The sequence below is a fragment of the Laceyella putida genome (assembly GCF_042665195.1).
Classification (GTDB): Bacteria; Bacillota; Bacilli; order Thermoactinomycetales; family Thermoactinomycetaceae; genus Laceyella; species Laceyella putida.
On sequence record NZ_JBHTBW010000038.1, the window covers coordinates 15795 to 37211 of the forward strand.

Sequence of the window (21417 nt, forward strand, 5' to 3'; positions counted from 1 at the left end):
AAAATGGATATCCTTTCTTCGTTAAAACTGGTTGATGTGGAACGGATTCGCTTGCACGAACCGACGGAATCCGTAAGATTGGGCCGAACAGTACAGGCGATTGCCAAGGAAGGGGTCTTGCGCAATCCGTTGTTGGCCATTCGATTGGAAAATTCGGATTACCTGATTCTGGATGGAGCCCATCGAACGGGTGCATTGAAGAGATTGGGATGTAAGCGAATACCGCTGCAAATCGTGGACCCCTCACAAGTGGACATTGGCTCATGGGATCATATGATTCCGGCGGGAACATGGTTACAGGGTCTTAGCCAACATCCTTCATTATTATGGACATCGGTTTTCTCCAATGACGCTGCATTGCTAGCAAAAGTGGTGGACGCTGATGGGGCGCCCAAATTTGTTTATTTGAATGGCGAGCAGACAGACCCAATGGAGCGGCTAAAGATGTGGCATCATATCGTGGATGCCTATAACAAGGATTATCCAGTGAGGCGATTTCCAAAGGGAAGCCGCTTATATCCAGAACCAGGGATGATCTTGTTGCAATATCCAACTTGTACATTGGAAGATTTAAAAGACATCGTAATGACCGGACATAAAGTTCCTGCAGGCGTTACCCGTTGTATGGTGGAAGGGCGTTTATTAAATCTGAGAATTCCCATCCGTTTGCTTGAGTCTCGAGAGGTTGACCTGAAAGAGTGGAACCAATTGTGTGAAAAATGGGCTGAGCAATTACGGTTTTATTCAGAAAGCATCTATCTTTGTGAAGTATAAAACCGAAAGGGAGAGTTGGAAAAATGCTTACTGCGACGAAGAGTATCCAAGGTTCAATTAAGGATTGTATCGGCAACACACCGATGGTGCAGTTGGAGAAGTTGTTTTCGACTCACAATATAAAGGTCATGGCGAAGCTGGAGTTCATGAATCCAGGAGGTAGCATGAAAGATCGCCCGGCACGGTACTTTATCGAACAAGGCATGAAAGAGGGAGTCATCAAACCGAATACCCATCTGATCGAAAGTACTTCCGGTAATTTGGGAATTGCGCTGGCCATGTTGGCTCGGTATTACAATCTCTCTTTCACTTCCGTTGTGGATCCCAAGATTTCGCCAACCAATTTGAAGATGATCAAGAGTTTGGGAGCCAATGTCGTGATGGTAGACGAGCCCGATGACCAAGGGGGTTATCTCAAGACCAGAATCAGAAAGGTTCAAGAACTGCTTGAGATGGTTCCCAACAGTGTTTGGATTAACCAGTACGCAAATGAAAACAACTGGAAAGCGCATTACCACGGAACAGGTGAAGAGATGGTCCAGCAATTAATCACGAGCGGTGAGAAGGCGGATATCCTGGTTGCCCCAGTCAGCACGACAGGTTGCATCATGGGGACATCCAGAAGGTTGCGGGCACAATACCCCGATATAAAAGTGATTGCGGTGGATGCGGTGGGTTCGATCATTTTTGGGGCTCCGCCAGCCTCAAGGGAAATTCCGGGAATCGGTTCCAGTCGGGTGCCGGAACTTCTTAATCCAACGGAAGTGGATGAGGTGATTTATGTGAATGATGCCGAATCTGCCATGGGGTGTCGGGAGCTGTTGGAAAAGGAAGGGATCTTTGCCGGTGGATCTTCGGGTTCCGTGATTGCGGCGATTAAAAAATTGGTTCCTACATTGGAAGGGAATTGCAATATTGTAACAGTTTTTCCGGATAGGGGAGATCGATATATCGATATGGTTTATGATGACCAGTGGCTGGCAAAGTTGATGTGAAGTGAATTTGCCAATAAAATGGTTAACCATGTGGCCTTCCAAGGGAGGGCCACTTTTTTCATTCAAAAAAATACCATGGGAAAATGGGTGAATCCTTCAATAAATGATCAAATTCTTAAAGTATAGTGTCTATGACTAAAAAATTCGGAGAGGATGTCAGTCGTGAATAATCAGCAACGATATTGGATTCGACGAGTTTTGCTTTTAGTAATGTTAGGGTTACTGGGATATGCGCTCTTCCAATCAATGTCGGAACCTGACGATGCCAATTTAGAAGTGGGGGAAGAAGCGCCTAATTTTGAGTTTCAAACATTGGAAGGAAAGAAAGCGGAACTGAGTGATTATAGAGGGAAAGTGGTATTGCTCAATTTTTGGGCAACGTGGTGCAAGCCATGTCGCACAGAAATGCCTGACATGCAAGGGACGTATAACAAGTTTAAAAATCGCGAGGTTGAGATCCTTGCTGTTAATATTGCCGAGCAACCGGTAACGATCAATGGATTTGTAAGATCTCTGGGATTAACCTTTCCGATTGGGCTTGATCCGCAAAAAGAAATCACAAAAATGTACAAGGTTGGTCCCATTCCCAGCTCTTTTTTCATCGATGCAAATGGGAAGATCACCGGAATATATCAGGGGCAAATGAATGCTTCGCAGATTGAGCAAGGAATCTTGGATGCTTTGAAATAAGCTTGATGAATAGAGGGAGGACATGAAGGTAGTACTTATTATATAAGGGAAATGATAAATGGAAAAAGTCGGGTTTACTTTCCCGACTTCTTATTTTTCCGTAAAATCTTGAATTCGCTAATATCGATGGGGCGATCAATTTCCACTACATGGACATAGCCTTTATAGGCTCGTTTTACTGTAAAGATATCCCCATTATCATAGTGACCGCTGTTCACTTCTAATTGGCTTGCGTTACAAATGAGTATTTGATCTCCTGCTTTTGGTTTCTTCCTCCACCACATTGAGTTACAATCCTCCATTAACATTGGATTTGTTTTGCGATCTCTTTGTAAAGAAGCTTTTCTCTTTTATTACCTTATAAAAAATATGTGTTTATTTAATGGAGAATCTTAGTGTGTAAAAATTTGCAAGACTGACTGTTGATCTGTTAATGGCTCGGTAAAAAAGTTGAAAATGTTGATGAACATTGGTCGCGAAAAGTCCATTCCCTTTGATGTGCAAGGAATGATTGACGAGATGCTGGAAATTGCGCCAATGACGGGTGGTGAACATGGGGAGCATATGGAATTAGAAAAAAAAAAAAAGATGGATTCAAATATGGATATGGAGCACTAACTAAAAGGCCAATTCAGGCCTTTTAGTTTTGTTTACTCAAAAGTATGAGTTGTATATGACAAGTAATATCCTGCAAATAATCAAATTTTCTACATAAATTCTACACATTGTAATATTTTAAATGTGCCAAGGAATGAGAGCATCTAAGCGGAGGAGTACCCAAGTGGTTAAAGGGGACGGTTTGCTAGACCGTTAGAGGGCGATAATCGCTATGCGTGGGTTCGAATCCCACCTCCTCCGCCAAACCCTATAACTTCATCTCAATCTTTTTAGCACTAGGAAAATCCCTTAACTTTTTCCCATGGCTATATTTCACACTTTCCAAAAGGAGAGTGTCTTTTTTTATATGTATGGGATTTTAGATATTAAGCGAGATGATTCGCTCTAAAAATTGAAACATCAATTAGTTGAAATTCTCAACTCGTTTCATTAACCTTTTTTCGTTTTTTCAGTACCAGATATCCTAATCCAATTGTAAGCAGCGTAAGTGTTAATTTAACAGCATTCTCCTTGATGTGTATAAGACCATAACCAATCCATACTTCAAGGGCGATGGACGGGATCTTTCCGATGGCGGTGGACAGAAGAAAAGTAGAAAAGGGTATTGCGGTTAGCGCACCGACGAGATTGACAGCCCCTGCAGGTATAAAAGGAGTGATCCTAGCAAGAATCAATGCGAGTAATTGCCTGATAAGCGACAACTGGTTTAATGATTGAATCCATTTCCAACTTTCATGACGTTTGATCTTTGCTATCCGAATTCCTTTGCGATAAAACAGGAAAGCGATGATGGAACCAATTACTTCCCCAAGCCAAGATAAAAAACCTCCGAACCAAGGACCCCAAATAAATACATTGATGGTGGTGATAAAGACAGAAGGAATAAAACCAATAACATTAATGATTCCATTGATTAACAGACTAATGGGAATGGACCAGAAACCAAGTTCAGAGAGAAATTGTGTCAGTGACTTTACCATAAAGACCTCCATCAAATAACTTGTCAATTCTTGCAGAACGGGTCCTCTTCTAGGTGGTTCCATAAACTGATCGTGAGGCACCGTATATTCCTCCCTGCATGTATTTCGTTATATTGTATGCTCCCCAACAGTGATTAGGCATTTGTCTTGTTTGTCCACTGAAATTTAAGTTGAAACAGAAATTTTTCTAAATACCCAATTACTTATCACACTGACCAAAATGATAAATAAACCAATAATCTGTTCAAGAGAAAACCCTAAATAGAACGTGGTTGTGAATTCAAAAAATGAAATGATAAACAAACCAATTCCCCAAGATAATAGTGAGAAGGCAAATAATTGCCCATTTCCCAACTTGTATGTTGACTGGAGTCAAGTCTGGATCAGGCAAATGATGGAAATGATCGCGTAATATATGTTCACTGGATGATATTTATAAATGGGATTCTCAATGGAGATCTCCCATGGCAATGTCGTGTATTTGCCATAATTCCAGAAAAGGTGATAAAAAAGAAGTGCCGTATTGATACAAAGTAAAAAATGATTGGGATTGCTCCGAGCAAAACAACCATCTTTGCATTGACCATAAAAGGACCTACATTTATTATTTCCGCCATATCTATTACCTACTTGGAAAGCAGATTTTCAAACTTTTCTTCTAATGTTTTTGGATCAACAATTCCCGACACCTTATCCACAATGATTCCGTTTTTGTCGATGAAGTAAGTTGTTGGGATGGCAAAGGCTTTATAGGTTGATGCGACTTGGTTATCAGTGTCTAAAACGATGGGGAAGTTCAATTTAAATTCTTCCTTATAGAGCTTTACATTAGCTATAGAGTCTCTGCCTGTTAAATTCACTCCATAAACCTCTATTGCCCCTAGTTGAGCTTTTTTAAAGTTGGTGCTTCCAGTCGACAGGGTCCGCACCAGGAAGCCCGAAAAAGATTTTTTATCCAGGGATGTCAGAGTAAAACGAGGGGCTTTAAAGCCAACTTCGGCAACTTCTTAACGCTGGATCGTTTGTAAAGAGCTAGTCTGATCTTTATTTTGATAAATAGCGATGTCTGTGGAGCTGGCTTCGCACTGAAAAAGCCCTAGTGTACACCTTAGTCGTTAGGTCCGGCTACGCAATCAATAGTAAAACGATGATAGTAAGAAAGGTTTTGCGTCGCATAAAACCATCTCCCAAGTTAGATTGACCAGTAAGTAATCGTGTCACTAATGCCAAGAAGTATAAATATCATTCCACCCAATGTTTGAATCCAGTTACTTGTTTTCCTGGCTATTCTAAGTATTGAACGATCCAGGTCGAAACAACTGGAGAGCCCTACGATCAACAGCAAAGGAAGGGTTGTTCCTAGGGCAAAGATGGATGGAAGGATGAATCCGTATGATGACTGGATGGCAATGGGCATGACCCCGCCAAAAAATAGAGTAAACATGGTCGGACAGAATCCTAACGAGAGAAGAATCCCCATCAGAAAAGCCCCTTTATTGCCAGTCACATTTTTAATAAGAGGATGGAAAGATAACCGATAAAAAAATTTCGGAAACCGGATCAGCTTCAATAGAACAAGACCCATCAGAATAAAAGTGGGACCCACCAGTTTACGGGTAATGACAAAGATGGGAATGGACTCAGTTGAAATCGTATTGCCAAATCCCCAAAAGAGAAAACCGAACACAGAAAAAACTAAAATTTTGCCCATAAAAAACAACATGAATTCGACGCGGGAAAACTTCAATTGCATATAGCGGTTGCTGAAGTAAGTGATTGCCCCGATATTGCCCGTAAGTTGACAGGGGGCAATGGAACCGACAAATCCCAAAAAAAGAACGGAAAGAAACGCGACATTGGTAGATTGAGCAGCGTCGAAAAAGGGTTGGCCAAGCCATTGGCTGATTTGTGAGAACAGTTGATACATGATTTCCTCCTAACGTCAAAAACCTGTGAATCCTCCAAACAAGTCGATCAGCATCGCTGTTAATTTCGTCATTTGATCGGTGTACAACAAAACCCCCGTCACGATCATAAGGCCTCCTCCAATCTTCATCATGAGATTGGAGTATTTTAATATATTTTTTACTTTTCCTATAAAAAAGGCCATAACAAAAAAAGGAATGGCAAATCCGACGGTATAAGCTAACAAATACCAAAAGGCTTGATCCGGGTTCGATACAGCTACCGTTAAGATGGAAGCGAAAATGGGTCCGATGCAAGGAGTCTATCCTGCGGCATAAGTGATTCCCACCAATACAGAACCGGCATAACCGATCGGCTTTTTCTTCAAGTGAATCCTTTTTTCTTTCATCATCCATTGGGGAGTAAAAATACCAAGCGTAACCAAACCCATCGCGATGACGAGCACACCGCCAATGCGTTGTATCAATTTCCTATTGGCGGAAAATAGATTGCCAATCAAACTGGCGGAAAACCCTAAGGCGAAAAATATGATGGAAAAACCAAGGATAAAGAAAAGGGTGTGATACAAGGCTGTTTTTTTTATCAACCCTTGCTGTTCCTCAAGTTCCTTAACGGATACCCCTGTAATATAAGAGAGAAAAGAGGGATACAAAGGCAAGCAACAAGGGGAGATAAAAGACAAGAAACCTGCCCCGAAGGCCAACCATATGGATAAATCTGTTCCATCCATGATTATCATTCCTTGTGTAGGTTGTTTGAAAAACGTAACACAAACTTTTAAAGAAAAAGTGAAGATGACCAGAGAAATGGTTGAAATACGGTGTTTGAGAGAGATCTTCACATATTCATCAAATTTATCGCTTAAAATCAAAAAGATTGTTTACGATTATCGTATGTAAAAACAAAACATCACAGGAAAGTAAATATTGAAGAGAAGCTTAACCGTTATACTTATCTAAAATGAGGAGTGTCAAATGTGTTTCGTTTGAAAATGGCAGCATTTTTATTGATCTCTAGTTTATTGTTTCTGTCCGCATGCAGTGGTACGAAAGAGACTACTTTTTCGGCTGAGCATATTCACGGGTTTTCCTATACAGCAGATGGAAAGCAACTTCTGACCGCAACGCATGATGGTCTCTACGCGTATGCAAACGGGAAATGGTCAGGACCGATCGGTGAACCACAAGATTTGATGGGGTTTTCGTTGACTGAGAAAGGAATTTTCAGCAGTGGCCATCCTGCGCCTGATTCTGATAAAACAAATCCACTCGGACTCGTCCAAAGTGTAGATAATGGGGAAACGTGGAAGACGATTGGTTTTGAAGGAGAATCGGATTTTCACAATATGACAGCAGGGTTTAAAACGGGGGCTATTTACATTTTGAATGAACAACCCAATTCCAAAATGGGAACGGGCTTGTATATGTCCAAGGATAGTGGCAAAACATGGACACCGGCTTCCATGCAAGGCGTGGTGGGAAATAAACTGATCAGCATGGGAGCCCATGCTTCGGAAGCAAAAACATTGGCCATGGGAACTGATTTAGGGTTATATCTCTCAACGGATGGAGGAAATCGTTTTAACGAAGCTCTTGGTGGAATGCAAATCACATCCATTTTGTTTGATCGAAAAGATCCTGAACAAGTATGGATTGGTGGGGTAACAGATCATCCTGTATTGGTTCGTTTCAACATGAAAACCAAGCAAAAAGAAGAACTTTCCTTACCAATTAAGGGATCAGATGATGTTGTCCAATTCATCGCACAACAACCCAACAATCCCAAACAAATGGCCATTGTAACATTTAAGAAGCATATATATGTGAGTTCAGATGGTGGGCATAAATGGACCCAAATCGTGAAAGAGGGTCAATCAATCAAATAGACAGTTGAAACAATGGCAACTTACTGCGTGGGCAATAGGTTGCCGTTCTCTTTTTAATTCAAAAATGTTCAAAAGATATCTTTACATACCATAAGGGGGTATAGTATATTGAAGATAAAGCAAGGCTTGAATTTGATTTTGATCCAATATCCTGATTTAAAAGGGGGATGCGAAATGGTTGATTTATCTAAAGTACAGTCGCACCTCATTCTCTGTCAGGGAGCTTCCTGTACAAAAAATGGAGCAATGGAACTAACTCAGTCAATTCGAAGAGCAATTCAAGGTGAAAAATTGGTTCCATTCATACACACAACCATCTCCAAATGCAATGGACAGTGTCAGAATGGCCCAATAGTGATTCAATATCCACAAGGGAATTGGTATGGTCGGCTTCAATCCGAATCCGCTTCATCCCTTGTCCAAAGCGTGAAAGAGAAGAAAGTGTGGACGGAGAAGTTGATCTATTCTTTTGATGAAAATAACGAATCTAACTAGGATTTATCAGCTCTTTAATCTTAAGATTTTTGTGGATTCATTACCAAAGTATGAGATTGATTTGGCAAATAGATAAGATCTAGTGAGATCATTTTTTCGATGTTTTATACGGGTATAGGGGGAGGGGGTTAAGGGTGAGACTAAATATTAAATTGAGTTTATCGCAATGAATAACCCTTTAAGAAGATTAGTTCAAAAACACTTGGAATTTAGGACCTTTAAAGGGTTTCTTGAAAAGCACGGAATAGACATAAATAACAGGATTGTCTTGGATGCGGGTTGCGGATCAGGTTATGGTACCGAATTAATTATGAATGAAAACCTTCTCGTTTGCTCGCTTTCGATTTCATGCCTGAACAGATTGATTTAGCTAAGCGAAGAGGATTAGACGCTGAATTTTTTGTTGGAGATGTAACGAATATTGATCTACCTTCAGAACATGTCGATGTGGTGTTTATCTTTGCAATACTCCTTCATGTACCGGAATGGAGACTCACACTGGTTGAAGTCGCGAGAGTGTTAAAGCCCAGAGGCATATTTTTGGTTGAAGAAGTGGAGGGACCATTGGCGCAATTATCCGATAAGTATTTTGGGACGGATACCCTTGATTTGATATTATCCCCTCTAAGTGGACAGGAAAAAGAAAGCTATATCCTGTACTGTTTACTTAGGGGGGATTTTTATGGGGAAAACAAAGAAAACATATTCTGTTGAATTCAAATTAGCAGCCGTTGAAATGTACTTCAACGAAGATATGGGATACAAGAGAGTGGCTGCAGAACTAGGCATTCATTTTACGATGGTTAAGAGATGGGTGAAGCACTATGAAAAAGAAGGTCTAAAAGGACTTGAAGAAAAACGAGGCAGATCCAGAGGAAATGGACGACAAAGAAAAAACCCATCGCTAAATGAAGAATTAGTGAGATTGAAAGCAGAAAATGAATACTTAAAAAAGTTATTGGCTTTACGAAGGGGGTGAAAACTAAAAAAAGCAAAGTACAAGAGTATACCGTTATTGAAAGCCTAGTTAATAAATACTCTGTGGCATTATTATGTAAAATTGCAGGGGTATCCCGAAGTGGGTACTACAAGTGGCTAAAACGTAAAAATTACTGGACACCAAAACAACAAGAAAATATAGAAATCCAACGAAAAATAATGGAGTGCCATCATAAACTACATGGAATTTACGGATATCCACGGATGAAAGTTTGGCTTCGCCAAACTTATGGGATCAATATTAATCATAAGCGTGTCTATCGACTGATGAAAGAAATGGGCATCCAGGCACACATCAGAAGAAAAAAGAGATATTTTGGTCGGAAGAATCCAGTTGTCATCGGTAGCAATCTTTTAAACCGAAATTTTCAAACGTCAAATCCTAATAAAAAATGGGCGACAGATATTACATATCTCCAGTTCAATCATCAACGGTTGTATTTATCTGTTATTTGCGACTTATTCAACAACGAGGTTGTAGCTTATAAAGTCAGTGCGCGAAATGACTTGAAACTCGTAATGGATACAGTTAAAACTGCCATAAAAAGACGAGATATAAATGGAGTTCTCTTGCATAGTGACCAAGGATACCAGTACACATCCCGAAGATACCACGACTTACTAAAGAAATATAACATTACGGCTAGTATGTCCAGAAAGGGCAACTGTTTAGATAACGCATGTATTGAAAGCTTTTTCAGTCATCTTAAGTCAGAATTAATGTACCTTCGCTCATTTAAAACGGCTGATGAAGTAAAACAAGCCATCGACCGCTATATCCATTTCTATAATAACAACCGTTTTCAGGCAAAACTAAATAACCTTAGTCCTGTTCAATACAGAACTAAGGTTTCTTGAGTAGCTTTTTTCATTATGTCTACTTGACATGGGTAAGACCAGATTTAATCTTGGGTAGCTTTTCCCATTTCTTGGGCAGATGGCATCAAATTGGAGCTTCACTCCCTCTACCCCTATCCCGTTTACCCGATTCACAGGGAATTGACGGGGTGCAAGTTCAGTATTATGCTTACATGATCATAATTCAGAATTTGTAGAATGATTGGAGGAACCACGATGAAAGTGACGCGCAAGAATCCCGGCGATGTCGCACCTCCCATCTGGCCTTATACACATCTCTCCATTGTGCCGAGGGGAGCTGATTTGCTCGTTCTTTCCGGCCAGGTTGGGACAGACGCCGAGGGGAATTTGCCATCTGATGCGGAAGGGCAAATGCACAACGCCTTGAACAACGTGTTGCGCATTTTAAACAGTGAAGGCGTAACTGCGGAAGGAATCATCAAAATCAATATCTGGTTGACCGAACCTGTTGAAAGGGATCGCTTCCTTGAAGTTTGGAGCCAATTTCACGGCGGAACACCACCGGCGACGACCATGGCCTATGTTACCTCATTGGCTCAACCCGCGCTTAAGGTGGAAGTGGAAGCGTGGGCGGCGCGATGGTGATTGGTTGATCTCAATTCCAGCGTGACCGATTGTTCGCCAATGTGTCGCTCCCAGCATCACGACTCCAAGTCTCCGCTTTCATACAATGATAAATCTGAACATCAACCAAATCGTCTACAAACGGGGAAATATATTGTATCATGAATGATTGATTACAAGATGACTACTTGGTTGTACACTTTCCAGAAACACCTGACCCTGTGGGAAACTATTTGAATCGGATACTGGTAAGAATGCAGAGCCTATGGTGTTGAAGTAAATAAATAATATGTATAGTGATAATGTATGTTCACTGATCAATACCAAAGAGATAACAACAGTAATAAATAACTCTCTTTACCGATCTTGATCTCATAAAATCTCTTTGACGTATCGCTTGTACATTCGTTTGCAAACCATTTTGCCCGTTTTCGCATCTTTGGACAAGACCCAATCGCAAAGTTTGTTGTGGTAGATCGGCTTTTGACCTATGTCTGTTAGATAACAGACGACTGTATGCTGCAAAAATGGCAAGAGTGAGAGTAAATTCACGTTGGGCTACACCTTCAGAAATAGAGGAATTTGCTACATTGAGATACATTGAGACGCTTTTCGACTAAAGATGGGGGCAAGAGTTTACAGGTAAGGAGGTAATGATATGTTCCAAAATGAACCAATACAAACGGAGTTAGGTGAAATTGATGGGCGAAATGGCATTTATTTAGATGATGTAAAACAAACATTCTCTCCGAATCAATTGACTTTTGTGGGGGATATAAACGGCAATCTTTGCACAAATAACACTTTAGGATATCGATGGTATTCTTATGAGCTTACTTTTCATCAAGTTCAGGCTTATGATTGCCGAGAGCTTGAGATTTGTAAGTGGAAGGTGATCTCTAGTTTTGATGAAGTGAAGAATTCGGAACTGATTAAGGAGCTTCGATTGGAAGGTAAGGGATATAAACACTATATCCTCTCAACCTATGATTATATATATCAAGTAATCGCCAAAGACTTTGAACTGAAAATTACAGGACATAGATCTTAGAAGCCTTCTACGAAATCATTTATCCACCCTAAACGAGTTCCATATGCTCGTTTAGGGTTTTTTGTTGCTCGTTAAGACTCGTCCACCGGGAAAATGGCATACAAAGTCGTCTCCATGCTCTACGAGCGCAAGGTTACACTATTTGTAATCTATCGTGCCGCTTTCCGACTTATCTCGGATTAACCCCATTATATGCACATGCCAGGGCAATAAAGAAGGGATCGTACACAATGACTAAAGCCTAGCTTATATAAGCTAGGCTCGATAATTAATACACAAAATCCACTTGAACGTCAGACCATATTTGCTCTAAACGTTGATCGGCTATTCTTATTTGATCTAACAGGTTCGATAGTGTTTGGAAATTTTCCGGCTGATCACTGTTAGACTTACAAAACGAAAAACCATCTGGTGTAACGGTAATTGAGTATTGTTCACCCTTGTAAGTAAACTCAACTTCTCTACCCATATTTAAGTAGTCAATCAGTTGTTCATAAGTTAGTTCCACATGATTCACTCCAACTTTGATCAGTACCATGGTCCACGAGAGGGTTTTCCATTTTTCCATGTCCAATCATGGCGATGTGGTACTTTTGGATGTTGTTTGGGATTTCCATGATTAGTATAATCGATATCTAAATCTGCGTTACCATCTTCGTCATAGTATCTTCTTTGAATAACCTGACTGGTTCCTTTTCGGATTAAGTCTCTGCTAGAGTAAGGTTTCATTCCTTTAATCGGCAAATTGTTTGATTCTCCGGTATGTGAGTGATTTTTTGTTTTAGCACCTTTTTTCTTAGCCTTCTCATATTCTTGTTTCATTAACAATATAAGAGGGATACCTGATCTTGAATCTTTAGGTAGTTGTTTAAGTTCTTCTTCAGTTAAACTCACAACCTCATCAGATGCACTTTCTGAGACATCACCGATAGGCTCTACAAAAGTTTCATGATCAGCATAGATTGTTTGGTCGACAAGATCAGCAAAAACTCCTGGAACATTTGATAAAACAATAGAGAAACTTAGCAGTAAAGCTAATAAACCAAATTTAAATTTCTTCATTCAAATTACCTCTTTCCACAAGGATTAGAAATAAATTATGCGAGTTAATGTTTGCAAAAGTTTTAAGGAAGTTATGCACAAATTAAATTTCACAATATTGTAATCTAGAATAATCAATCTACTGGGGACTGAATAAATGAATAACTGGATGAAAGTGATTGCCGCCGCGGGTAGTTCACTTATCACACTCCTTTATGGAGGGTGGAGTGAACTCCTGACGGCGCTTTGTGTTTTAATGGCGATTGACTTTGCCACAGGCTGGGTAGCGTCCGCGATGTAAGGGACACTTTCTTCCAAAACGGGCGCAAGAGGCATTGCCAAGAAGATGGTGATTCTGTTGGTCATCGTACTCTTTTCATGTCGTAATCATTGAGGAAAAATCTGCGGAAGGAGGAGAAAGGGCTCTTTATAATAACAGATAACCTCTTGAGGTAAATGAAATTACGTTAGTAGATATTCTCGGATCAGACAAGGATGAAGTGGTGGACGCAGTGGAGTTGAAAATTGAACGAGATAACATTTATGACCACATCCATATCTTGGATGAACGGGAGAAAGAGGTGATCTGTTGCCGATTTGGATTGAAGGGCGAAGAAGAGAAAACGCAAAGGGAAATTGCCAAAGAGTTGGGGATATCGAGATCGTATGTGTCACGCATCGAAAAAAGGGCGTTGATTAAGTTGTTGCATGAGTATTACCGGGCTGGGAAGAGAAGAGAGTGATAGACAGGGGAACGATTGCTTTGGAATCCCTGTGAAATGATTCTTACGATCCGCATGGTAGTGGAAAAACAGATCCGAGACAGTAAATCACCGCTTCTGCGCATCAAAAGGCACTGAATTATGAAAATAAAGAACAACAATTAAATAACAACAAATAAAATTGCAGAAGAAAATAAAAAGACATTTTCTTAAGCGGGATGACGGTTTTATTTATTGTCCAGAGTGTGGTGGTGAAGATTACAGCGAAATGAAAGAAAAGTAAGAATATATGTGGTTTGGGTATGCCATAATATGAAGAAACCGAATATGAAAGGGATGTTTCAATGATCCAAACATCAATCTCACCTATTTCTTCTGCCCAATCTTTTCTTGTGGGAACTAAACCCGCAGTATTGGAGAATGTAGCTAAAATCGATCCTAAACAGCTTAGAGAGTTAGAACGGTTCCCACATTTTTCCCTTTCTGATGGTTTCGCTATGTTTTTTAAGACAGAAGATATGATGCGAAACTTTGAGGAATCAGTTGTTGGTCTGGAAGTGAAGAGTAAAGAGTATCAAATCATTTTGGGGAATGTTCTTGGTTATCCGCCTTTAGCGGTTGAATTTTTCGCAAAGAAATTTAGTGGGGAACTCTCTAAAGAAGAGTTTATGATGAGAAAGGTTAGCCTTCATTTTTCTGGGATTAGTTGTATGGGTGATGTTTTTGATCTAAGGGAAAATGTCAATTGGCTGTTGGAACTTCTGTTGTCCAACTTGGATATGGTCCTTGGCGACAATGATCCCTGCGACTTTTCGGACCGGCACCTGCCTTTGCATTTGGAAGAAAAAGGATCTGATTTTGCGGAAACGTATTTTCTCATTCGAACGCTCGTTCTTGTATTTTCCCGTTTTTTTGGGGGCGCAAATGGATACTGTCTGATGGGACTTTTCCATACCAAGTAGTCGTTTTTACTCTCGTTCTTGTTTCCGTTGGAACAATATTCATAGAAGTCAGTTTGTATTGGCTTGGACGGGAAGTAATCGGGCAAGCCGTCGCCGATATGAAAGAGAATAAACGGAAAAAAGCCGGTGTTCCCAAACCCTTATTGGAGCACCGGCTTTTTTTCTTGCAACGATCATCCCCAGTCAGTTTGTGGCCAAGAATCGTCTTCCGTAATCGCCATGATCATGGATGGCGGGATGTTCCGCTTGAATGGTCGAATGTTCGATGCCGTATTTTTCTTTGAGGACCTGATTGATGGTCCGGATGACATAAAGGGGTTCAACATCATCATGAATGAACACATGCGCCGTTAACGAGTAGTGGTCAGTGGAAACAGCCCATAAATGCATCTCATGGACATCCTCCACTCCTTCCACCGCCCCGATATCCCCGCGGATCGCATCAAGATCAAACTGGTCCGGCACAGATTCCATTAAAATCAGATAGGATTCACGAATAATCTTGGCACCCCCATAAAAGATGATGCCGCCGATGAGCATGCTGATCAACGGATCAAAAAAGGAATGGCCCGTAATGGAGATGAGAACGGAAGAAACGATAATCCCGACAGAGCTGAGCAAGTCCCCGAAAAAGTGCCAGAGCGCGCTTTTGATGTTCAAATTCCCTTCTTTCTTAGAGCTCCGACTCAGGACAAGGGTCAGAACCGCGTTCACAAGCAAGCCCACGACGGCGATCATCAACATCAGTCGCATGTTGATTTCTTGCGGCTGGATCATTCGGTGTATGCCCTCGATGAATATGCCAATCGCAATGACCGCGAGCGCCAGCCCATTCAGGAAAGAGGCGATAATCTCAAAACGGAGGAAGCCGAAAGTGTACTTCCGGTCGGGATTCCTTGTAGCCAAGTAAATGGCGGCCAAACTCAATCCCAAAGCGAGAACATCCGAAATCATGTGCGCAGAATCGGACAAGAGAGCGAGGGAATGGGACAACAGTCCACCCGCAACCTCCACCATAGTGAAAAATAACGTCAGCAACAGGGTGATCCATAAGGTCATCTTGGATGATTGCTGTTCTTTGACATGATTAAGGTGGTGATAATCATAGGTTTTCATATTTATTCCACCCCTTATTTATAATGAATACTACTTAATAATTATTTTAATTATATACTTCCGTTTCATTTACATCAAGCGAACGGTTGACAAAGTTTTGTTTTAAATGGTGTCGGCATCCCAACCTGTAATTGGAGACAGCGGAAGAGTGGGGGGAGGAAAATACATCGTACGCCAAAATCGAAGGTTTCAAATGGGAAAGAATAATATTCAACAAACTTTCAGTTTCCATTCAGTGCGTTTTCAGTTATCAGTTGGATAATAGGTATATCATGTGAACGATGAAGGTGGTAGGTCACCAATGCAACAATTAAAGGGAGTCAAAATATTGGTAGTGGATGATGAACCCAATATCTTGCAATTTTTGGAGTTGGGTCTGCAAAATGAAGGATTTGAAGTGAAGACCGCCCAGGACGGCATGTCAGCCATGACCCTGATGAAGCAATTCCATCCGCATGTCGTGATCCTGGATGTCATGATGCCGGGAATAGACGGCTTCGAAGTGTGCCGGATGCTCAAAAAAATGAAAAATGTGGCGGTGATCATGCTGACGGCCAGGGATGAAGTGGATGACCGTGTGAAAGGCCTCACGCTGGGGGCTGATGATTACATGGTGAAACCGTTCAGTTTTGAGGAATTGTTGGCCAGGATCTACGCCAGAATCCGAAACCAATTCCCCAACTTGTTTGGGGAAGTCGTGATCGGTCCGTTTCACATTGATGACCGCCGCAAAGAAATCAGGTTCGAAGACCGGGTGCTGGAACTGTCTCCAACGGAGTATGAACTGCTCAAATTTTTGGTTCTCAATCATGGGTTGGTCTTAAGCAAGACGATGATTTTGGATAAAGTATGGGGCTACGATTTCGGAGGAGATGAAAATATCGTTGAGGTGTACATCCGCTCGCTGCGGGGGAAATTGAACGACAAAAACCACCAATTGATCCGAACCTTGCGGGGATCGGGATACCGGGTTGATCTGCCATGACCCATAAGGAAGGAACTCGATTCGCGTCCTTTTTCGCCCCCAACTCGCTCCGGATTCAGCTGTTATCCCGATGCCTGCTCATCCTGGCCGTTTTGCTGGTGCTGATTGGCCTGTTTCAATATGTTTTTATGCAGGGGGTGATTTACAGGAATAAGGCCACCAGCATACAGAGCCAGATCATGTCGATTCCGCCCAACGCTTGGCGGAAACTGAACGCAACTTCGGAACCTGACATTTTGCACCACCCGTTTTTTTTCAGGCCTGAGGCAAACTTGGCCTTTATCGATGTGGAGGGAAATTATTTCGCATTGTCGAATGGGGCCGGCGGCGTCAACCCTCCGAAATTGGATGCGCAAGCGTATATGGACGCATTGAAGAAAAAACCGGGGCCGAACTACAAAGTGATCGAAGACGCTGGGGGAGAGGAACAATTGGTGGTTTTGCAACCGGTTTCTTTAGGCCCGCGAGAGGTGATTGGCGTCGTTCAAGCGGGCACGTTGACAAGCCCGCTCAAGGAGTTGCTTTTCCGGCAATTGCTCACATTTCTGGCCATTGCCCTCATCGCCATGCTGGTGGGATCGCTTGTCTTTTTGCCGGTGCTCAAAAAATTGTTGGTGCCCTTGTTCAACATGGTGATGACCGCGGAACAGATCGATGCGGGCAATTTGGCGAGACGGTTCCCCACCCGGCAAGGCCAGATGGAAATCGACCGTTTGGCGGAATCCTTTAACGGAATGCTGGATCGTCTGGAAGCCTCCTTTGAGGCGGAAAAGGAAACCAAGGAACAGATGCGGCGGTTCATCGCGGACGCTTCTCATGAGCTTCGCACGCCGTTAACCTCGATTCATGGATTTTTGGAGGTGCTGCTCCGCGGCGCGGCCAATCATCCGGATCAACTCCATAAAGCGTTAAAAAGCATGCATGGCGAATCGGAACGCCTCAACAAATTGGTGCATGATCTTCTGCTTTTGGCCAAACTGGACCGCACACCCCACATGGAACTCGCGGAAGGCTCGTTGGATGCCGTTATCCGGGAGATGGAGCCGCAGCTTCGCATTTTGGCCGGAAACAGACGGCTGAGCTTGTCGATCGAACCAAACATGAAATGTAAGTATGATACGGATAAAATAAAACAAGTGATATTGAACCTGTTTCATAATGCGGTCCAGCATACGGATCCTGATGAGGGGGATATCCAGATTTCATTGGCCGCAAAGGACAACGGTGTGGAATTGTCCGTTAAAGATAATGGACCGGGGATCAGTGAAGCGCATCTTCCCCACGTCTTTGATCGGTTTTACCGCAGCGATTCCTCCCGGACGCGCAAATATGGCGGAGCCGGTTTGGGTTTGTCGATCACCAAATCCATTGTGGAAGCGCATGGGGGAACCATTGGCGTCACCAGTAAAGAGGGAGCCGGATGCACCTTTGTTGTGTGGCTTCCGATCTGATATATCATCATGACGGCCCGAATGACGGCATTCATGCGGCGGTTTCTGCTGCATGAATGCCGTTTTTGTTGTACCCCGTCCTTCTCTTGATATCGTGAATTTCCACACACTACTGCTTTTTCAGCATATATTCAGCCATTACTCAATCAATGCTCAGTTTCCTTTAAGCGACAATTCAGCTAAAGAGGCTATGATTGCAAGTGTAAAAAGGCGCCTATATGGGAGGATCATAACGAGAATGAAACATGAAGAATGAAGGGGGAAATGCGACAGTGAGAAAAGACGGAGTCAACGTTTCGATAGGGTTCTGATAGATATTGCCTACTATGATTTTTAAACATGAGGAGAAATGAACAATGAAAAAAGCACGACAATTGCACTTATGGATTGGGTTAATCAGCTCTGTTCTAATTTTAATTCAGGCTATTACGGGGTTAATCATTTCTGAGCCTTGGTTAATTGGTGAACAATCCAGAGGGAAAATGACAGGCCAAATGATGCCTAATCGGAGAAATATGAACGACGAAAGTCAAAATGTCAATAATGAGATAAACAGAGATTCAGAAAATGAAGATAACGCAACTAGCAATAACCAAAACTCCCAAAATCAAAACCCAAATCAAGGAAATCCCCAATCCGGTAATGAATTTGGTGGTGGTTTTCCACAAGAAAGAATGCAAAAAAACAACTTTCTAGGATTTATTAAAGGCTTACATGAAGGCCATATTGGAGGATTGGATTTACGTATGGTTGTAGATATAGCAGCTGTAAGTTTAATCATCCTCACAGTCACAGGGATCACATTATCGATAAAAATTCTAAAAGCTCAAGCAAAACGAAACAAGAGACAAAAAGAGGAAATGATAACGGAGTAAGATCAATCCATTTTAAGCTTACATATACCGTGAACCCATATGCCATGCTTTTTTCAGCATAGATTCAGCCTTTACTCAATCAATGTTCAGTTCCCCTTCAGCCACAATTCAGCGAAAGGGCGTATCATTGCAAGTGTAAAAGGCGCCCGCATCACGGGGGACGCTTGCAAGGACAACGAAAGAAGGGGAATGAAAGGGGAATAACATGACGATGAAAACGAAACAGGGCCAACAGATCGATTGGCTCCTGATAGGGATTGCTTTACTATCCGCTTTTTTGAACATTTTCAATATATGGAATGATGAAAACGGCAATGCCTATTACACTGCCGCTGTAACCAGCATGTTGCAGAGCTTTCACAATTTCTTCTACGCTTCGTTTGATCCGGCCGGATTCGTGACGGTGGATAAACCGCCGGTTGTGTTTTGGATTCAGACCCTCTTCGCCTATGTTTTCGGGGTGCACGGATGGAGCGTCATTCTTCCGCAGGCATTGGCCGGTGTCGGCTCGGTTTTGCTGATCTATCATCTGGTCAAGCCAAGCTTTGGCGGAACGGCGGCCCGATTGGCCAGCTTGGTCATGGCATGCACACCGATCGCCGTTGCCGTGAGCCGAACCAATAACATTGACAGCATGTTGGTCTTTACGCTCCTTGTCGCAACCTGGATGTTGTTCAAAGGAATTCGCAAGGAGAAGCCGGCTTGGGTTTTGGGCGCTTTCGCCGTGATCGGTGTCGGCTTCAACATGAAGATGCTTCAAGCTTACATGGTCGTGCCGGCTTTCATTTTGTTTACCCTTCTCGCTTTCAAGAGCGGGTGGAAAAAGAAATGGGCCATCCTGGCGGCGGCAACTGTGGTCATGGCCGGCGTGTCCGTTTCTTGGGCGCTCGCCGTCGATTCCATTCCAGCGTCCAAGCGGCCCTACATCGGAAGCAGCCAAACCAATTCCGTATTGGAGCTCGCCTTTGGCTACAACGGGGTTTCCCGCCTCACCGGAATGAATCGGGGGGGCATGGGTGGAGGCGCCAGAGGCGGTGAAATGCCAAACATGCCACCCATGCAGCAGCATGGAAACAACACTGTCAACAGGCAACAAACACAACAGGATGGAAACAACACTGCCAACCGGCAGCAAATGCAACAGAACGGAAACAACATGCCGGGAGGCTTTGGTCCGAACGGGCATGGAAGACAAGGCCAAGGGGGCGGCGGCATGTTCGGCACCGGTCAGCCAGGTCCGCTTCGTCTCTTTCAAACCGAGCTTTCAGGACAAACCAGCTGGCTGTTGCCCTTTGTAGCGTTCGCCAGCGTCGGTTTGCTGGTCGGCATTCGCCGCAGAGAGCCGCTCACGGCCAAACAAAAGGAAACCTTGTTTTGGCTGGCCTGGTTGTTCCCAATGATGGTGTTTTTCAGCATTGCCGGCTTCTTCCATCACTATTATCTGATTATGCTCGCTCCCGCGATTGCGGCACTCGCAGGAGCAGGCTGGGTGGAGCTTTGGAACCAATATCGGAACAAAGAAGGCTGGAAGATGTGGCTGTTGCCATCGGGTATTTTGGCCACTACCGCTTTTGAACTGATCGTGCTGCAACCCTTCCAAGAGCAAATCGGCGTCGGTTGGTCGATCGGCATCGGGGCGGCAGGCCTTGGGTTGGCGCTTGCCTTGTTCCTTGCCGCAAACAAACCGAAGCTATCTTCGATCGCCGCATTGACCGCAATGGCCGGGATGTTGGTCATGCTGGTGGCGCCATTGTACTGGGCGGCTACTCCGCTTCTTTATGGCGGCAACAGCATGTTGCCACAGGCTGGACCAAGTCAACAAGGATTCGGCGCAGGACCGGGGATGGGGGGCGGACCCAACTTTGGCGCCAATACCCAATCGCCTGATCAACAAGGATATGGCCAAAAAGAGGGGATGGGGGATGGCGCCAACTCCGGTACCCAGTCTGAGTCGCCTGATCAACAAGGGGCCGGCCCGAGACAGGGAATGGGGGGCGGACCCAACTCCCGTGTCAATACGAAATTGCTTGAATATGTAACCAAACACAATACGGGTGAAAAGTACCTGTTTGCGACCACCAATGCCAGTTCGGCCGCCCCGTATATCATTAAGACGGGGAAAGCCGTCATGGCGATGAATGGATGGGCTTCGGATCAAATTCTTACGGTTGAGAAAATAAAAGAAATAGTGAAAAACAAAGAAGTGAAATATTTCTTGATCCCTTCCGGTTCCGGTGGTTTTGAAGGCAGGGGAGGCAACAGTGAAGTGATGGATTGGATCCGCAAGAACAGCACGGAGGTTCCAGAGGCGGAGTGGAAATCAAGCTCTTCCCAAAGTGACCAAGGCGGTCCCATGGGCAGGGACGGCGAGATGGCACTGTACAAAATCAAGAAACAAAATTAGGAGGG

At 43.1% G+C, this 21417-nt stretch carries 26 protein-coding genes, 1 tRNA gene and 1 pseudogene; 19 read left to right on the plus strand and 9 right to left on the minus strand.

Annotation, left to right across the window (positions count from 1 at the left end; genetic code table 11):
* Window positions 1-3: 3 nt before the first annotated feature.
* From ACFQNG_RS11980 to resA, 3 genes are all read left to right on the plus strand, one after another.
* Entirely contained in the window at window positions 4-774 is a 771-nt protein-coding gene (locus ACFQNG_RS11980) for a ParB N-terminal domain-containing protein (RefSeq protein WP_379865293.1), read from the plus strand.
* 23 nt (window positions 775-797) lie between these two features.
* A complete protein-coding gene (gene sbnA / locus ACFQNG_RS11985; protein WP_379865295.1) occupies window positions 798-1769 on the plus strand; it encodes a 2,3-diaminopropionate biosynthesis protein SbnA in 972 nt (323 codons plus the stop codon).
* A gap of 162 nt (window positions 1770-1931) precedes the next feature.
* A complete protein-coding gene (gene resA / locus ACFQNG_RS11990) occupies window positions 1932-2459 on the plus strand; it encodes a thiol-disulfide oxidoreductase ResA (protein ID WP_379865296.1) in 528 nt (175 codons plus the stop codon).
* Between the two features lie 74 nt (window positions 2460-2533).
* Here the strand turns inward: resA and ACFQNG_RS11995 are convergent, their stop codons facing one another.
* Entirely contained in the window at window positions 2534-2743 is a 210-nt protein-coding gene (locus tag ACFQNG_RS11995) for a hypothetical protein (protein ID WP_379865297.1), read from the minus strand.
* 166 nt (window positions 2744-2909) lie between these two features.
* On the opposite strand from ACFQNG_RS11995, the gene ACFQNG_RS12000 reads away from it, so the two are divergent.
* Both ACFQNG_RS12000 and ACFQNG_RS12005 read left to right on the plus strand, forming a co-directional pair.
* The gene (locus ACFQNG_RS12000; protein ID WP_379865298.1) at window positions 2910-3077 is read left to right on the plus strand and encodes a hypothetical protein; all 168 of its coding nucleotides are present in this window, start codon (window positions 2910-2912) and stop codon (window positions 3075-3077) included.
* 149 nt (window positions 3078-3226) lie between these two features.
* A tRNA-Ser gene (locus tag ACFQNG_RS12005) sits at window positions 3227-3320 on the plus strand.
* A gap of 173 nt (window positions 3321-3493) precedes the next feature.
* On the opposite strand, the gene ACFQNG_RS12010 is transcribed toward ACFQNG_RS12005, so the two are convergent.
* The 4 genes and pseudogenes from ACFQNG_RS12010 to ACFQNG_RS12025 all read right to left on the minus strand — a co-directional run bounded on the left by ACFQNG_RS12010 (window position 3494) and on the right by ACFQNG_RS12025 (window position 6713).
* Window positions 3494-4138 (minus strand): TVP38/TMEM64 family protein, encoded by a 645-nt coding sequence (locus tag ACFQNG_RS12010; protein WP_379865299.1) that lies wholly within the window; start codon window positions 4136-4138, stop codon window positions 3494-3496.
* 545 nt (window positions 4139-4683) lie between these two features.
* The gene (locus ACFQNG_RS12015; protein ID WP_379865300.1) at window positions 4684-4986 is read right to left on the minus strand and encodes a TlpA family protein disulfide reductase; all 303 of its coding nucleotides are present in this window, start codon (window positions 4984-4986) and stop codon (window positions 4684-4686) included.
* Window positions 4987-5249: 263 nt separating this feature from the next.
* Complete coding sequence (locus ACFQNG_RS12020) at window positions 5250-5984, minus strand: urease accessory protein UreH domain-containing protein (RefSeq protein WP_379865301.1); 735 nt, start codon at window positions 5982-5984, stop codon at window positions 5250-5252.
* Window positions 5985-5999: 15 nt separating this feature from the next.
* Window positions 6000-6713 (minus strand): annotated as a pseudogene (locus tag ACFQNG_RS12025) (cytochrome c biogenesis CcdA family protein).
* A 246-nt stretch (window positions 6714-6959) separates the two neighbouring features.
* Between ACFQNG_RS12025 and ACFQNG_RS12030 the strand changes: the two are divergent.
* From ACFQNG_RS12030 to ACFQNG_RS12055, 6 genes are all read left to right on the plus strand, one after another.
* Window positions 6960-7868 carry a F510_1955 family glycosylhydrolase gene (locus ACFQNG_RS12030; RefSeq protein ID WP_379865302.1) on the plus strand — a complete coding sequence of 303 codons (909 nt, stop codon included), beginning with the start codon at window positions 6960-6962 and terminating at the stop codon, window positions 7866-7868.
* Window positions 7869-7976: 108 nt separating this feature from the next.
* The gene (locus tag ACFQNG_RS12035) at window positions 7977-8363 is read left to right on the plus strand and encodes a (2Fe-2S) ferredoxin domain-containing protein (protein WP_379865303.1); all 387 of its coding nucleotides are present in this window, start codon (window positions 7977-7979) and stop codon (window positions 8361-8363) included.
* 330 nt (window positions 8364-8693) lie between these two features.
* Entirely contained in the window at window positions 8694-9077 is a 384-nt protein-coding gene (locus ACFQNG_RS12040; RefSeq protein WP_379865304.1) for a class I SAM-dependent methyltransferase, read from the plus strand.
* Window positions 9046-9342 carry a transposase gene (locus tag ACFQNG_RS12045; protein WP_379865305.1) on the plus strand — a complete coding sequence of 99 codons (297 nt, stop codon included), beginning with the start codon at window positions 9046-9048 and terminating at the stop codon, window positions 9340-9342. Before ACFQNG_RS12040 ends, ACFQNG_RS12045 begins: the two co-directional genes overlap by 32 nt.
* Entirely contained in the window at window positions 9339-10220 is an 882-nt protein-coding gene (locus tag ACFQNG_RS12050; protein WP_379865307.1) for an IS3 family transposase, read from the plus strand. Before ACFQNG_RS12045 ends, ACFQNG_RS12050 begins: the two co-directional genes overlap by 4 nt.
* 216 nt (window positions 10221-10436) lie before the next feature.
* Window positions 10437-10826: a RidA family protein gene (locus tag ACFQNG_RS12055; protein WP_379865309.1), complete on the plus strand. Its 390-nt coding sequence runs from the start codon at window positions 10437-10439 to the stop codon at window positions 10824-10826.
* 351 nt (window positions 10827-11177) lie between these two features.
* Here the strand turns inward: ACFQNG_RS12055 and ACFQNG_RS12060 are convergent, their stop codons facing one another.
* Window positions 11178-11357 (minus strand): hypothetical protein, encoded by a 180-nt coding sequence (locus tag ACFQNG_RS12060; RefSeq protein WP_379865311.1) that lies wholly within the window; start codon window positions 11355-11357, stop codon window positions 11178-11180.
* Between the two features lie 106 nt (window positions 11358-11463).
* Between ACFQNG_RS12060 and ACFQNG_RS12065 the strand changes: the two genes are divergently transcribed.
* Complete coding sequence (locus ACFQNG_RS12065; RefSeq protein ID WP_379865312.1) at window positions 11464-11856, plus strand: hypothetical protein; 393 nt, start codon at window positions 11464-11466, stop codon at window positions 11854-11856.
* 268 nt (window positions 11857-12124) lie between these two features.
* Here the strand turns inward: ACFQNG_RS12065 and ACFQNG_RS12070 are convergent, their stop codons facing one another.
* On the minus strand, window positions 12125-12364 hold the full coding sequence (locus ACFQNG_RS12070; RefSeq protein ID WP_379865314.1) for a hypothetical protein: 240 nt from the start codon (window positions 12362-12364) through the stop codon (window positions 12125-12127).
* A gap of 20 nt (window positions 12365-12384) precedes the next feature.
* Window positions 12385-12918, minus strand: a complete 534-nt coding sequence (locus ACFQNG_RS12075; protein WP_379865315.1) for a hypothetical protein — start codon at window positions 12916-12918, stop codon at window positions 12385-12387.
* A gap of 136 nt (window positions 12919-13054) precedes the next feature.
* Here ACFQNG_RS12075 and ACFQNG_RS12080 point away from each other — a divergent pair, with 136 nt between their 5' ends.
* The 3 genes from ACFQNG_RS12080 (at window position 13055) to ACFQNG_RS12090 (ending at window position 14581) form a co-directional block, all read left to right on the plus strand.
* Window positions 13055-13198, plus strand: coding sequence for a phage holin family protein (locus ACFQNG_RS12080; RefSeq protein ID WP_379865317.1), 144 nt, complete (start codon window positions 13055-13057; stop codon window positions 13196-13198).
* A 202-nt stretch (window positions 13199-13400) separates the two neighbouring features.
* Entirely contained in the window at window positions 13401-13640 is a 240-nt protein-coding gene (locus tag ACFQNG_RS12085) for a sigma-70 family RNA polymerase sigma factor (RefSeq protein ID WP_379865319.1), read from the plus strand.
* A gap of 323 nt (window positions 13641-13963) precedes the next feature.
* Entirely contained in the window at window positions 13964-14581 is a 618-nt protein-coding gene (locus ACFQNG_RS12090; RefSeq protein ID WP_379865320.1) for a hypothetical protein, read from the plus strand.
* A gap of 183 nt (window positions 14582-14764) precedes the next feature.
* Here the strand turns inward: ACFQNG_RS12090 and ACFQNG_RS12095 are convergent, their stop codons facing one another.
* Window positions 14765-15697, minus strand: coding sequence for a cation diffusion facilitator family transporter (locus ACFQNG_RS12095; RefSeq protein WP_379865322.1), 933 nt, complete (start codon window positions 15695-15697; stop codon window positions 14765-14767).
* 301 nt (window positions 15698-15998) lie between these two features.
* Here ACFQNG_RS12095 and ACFQNG_RS12100 point away from each other — a divergent pair, with 301 nt between their 5' ends.
* The 4 genes from ACFQNG_RS12100 to ACFQNG_RS12115 all read left to right on the plus strand — a co-directional run bounded on the left by ACFQNG_RS12100 (window position 15999) and on the right by ACFQNG_RS12115 (window position 21412).
* Window positions 15999-16682, plus strand: coding sequence for a response regulator transcription factor (locus ACFQNG_RS12100; protein ID WP_379865323.1), 684 nt, complete (start codon window positions 15999-16001; stop codon window positions 16680-16682).
* Complete coding sequence (locus ACFQNG_RS12105) at window positions 16679-18133, plus strand: sensor histidine kinase (RefSeq protein ID WP_379865324.1); 1455 nt, start codon at window positions 16679-16681, stop codon at window positions 18131-18133. Before ACFQNG_RS12100 ends, ACFQNG_RS12105 begins: the two co-directional genes overlap by 4 nt.
* A gap of 356 nt (window positions 18134-18489) precedes the next feature.
* The gene (locus tag ACFQNG_RS12110) at window positions 18490-19008 is read left to right on the plus strand and encodes a PepSY-associated TM helix domain-containing protein (protein WP_379865326.1); all 519 of its coding nucleotides are present in this window, start codon (window positions 18490-18492) and stop codon (window positions 19006-19008) included.
* Between the two features lie 211 nt (window positions 19009-19219).
* Window positions 19220-21412, plus strand: a complete 2193-nt coding sequence (locus ACFQNG_RS12115) for an ArnT family glycosyltransferase (protein ID WP_379865328.1) — start codon at window positions 19220-19222, stop codon at window positions 21410-21412.
* Window positions 21413-21417: the final 5 nt, after the last annotated feature.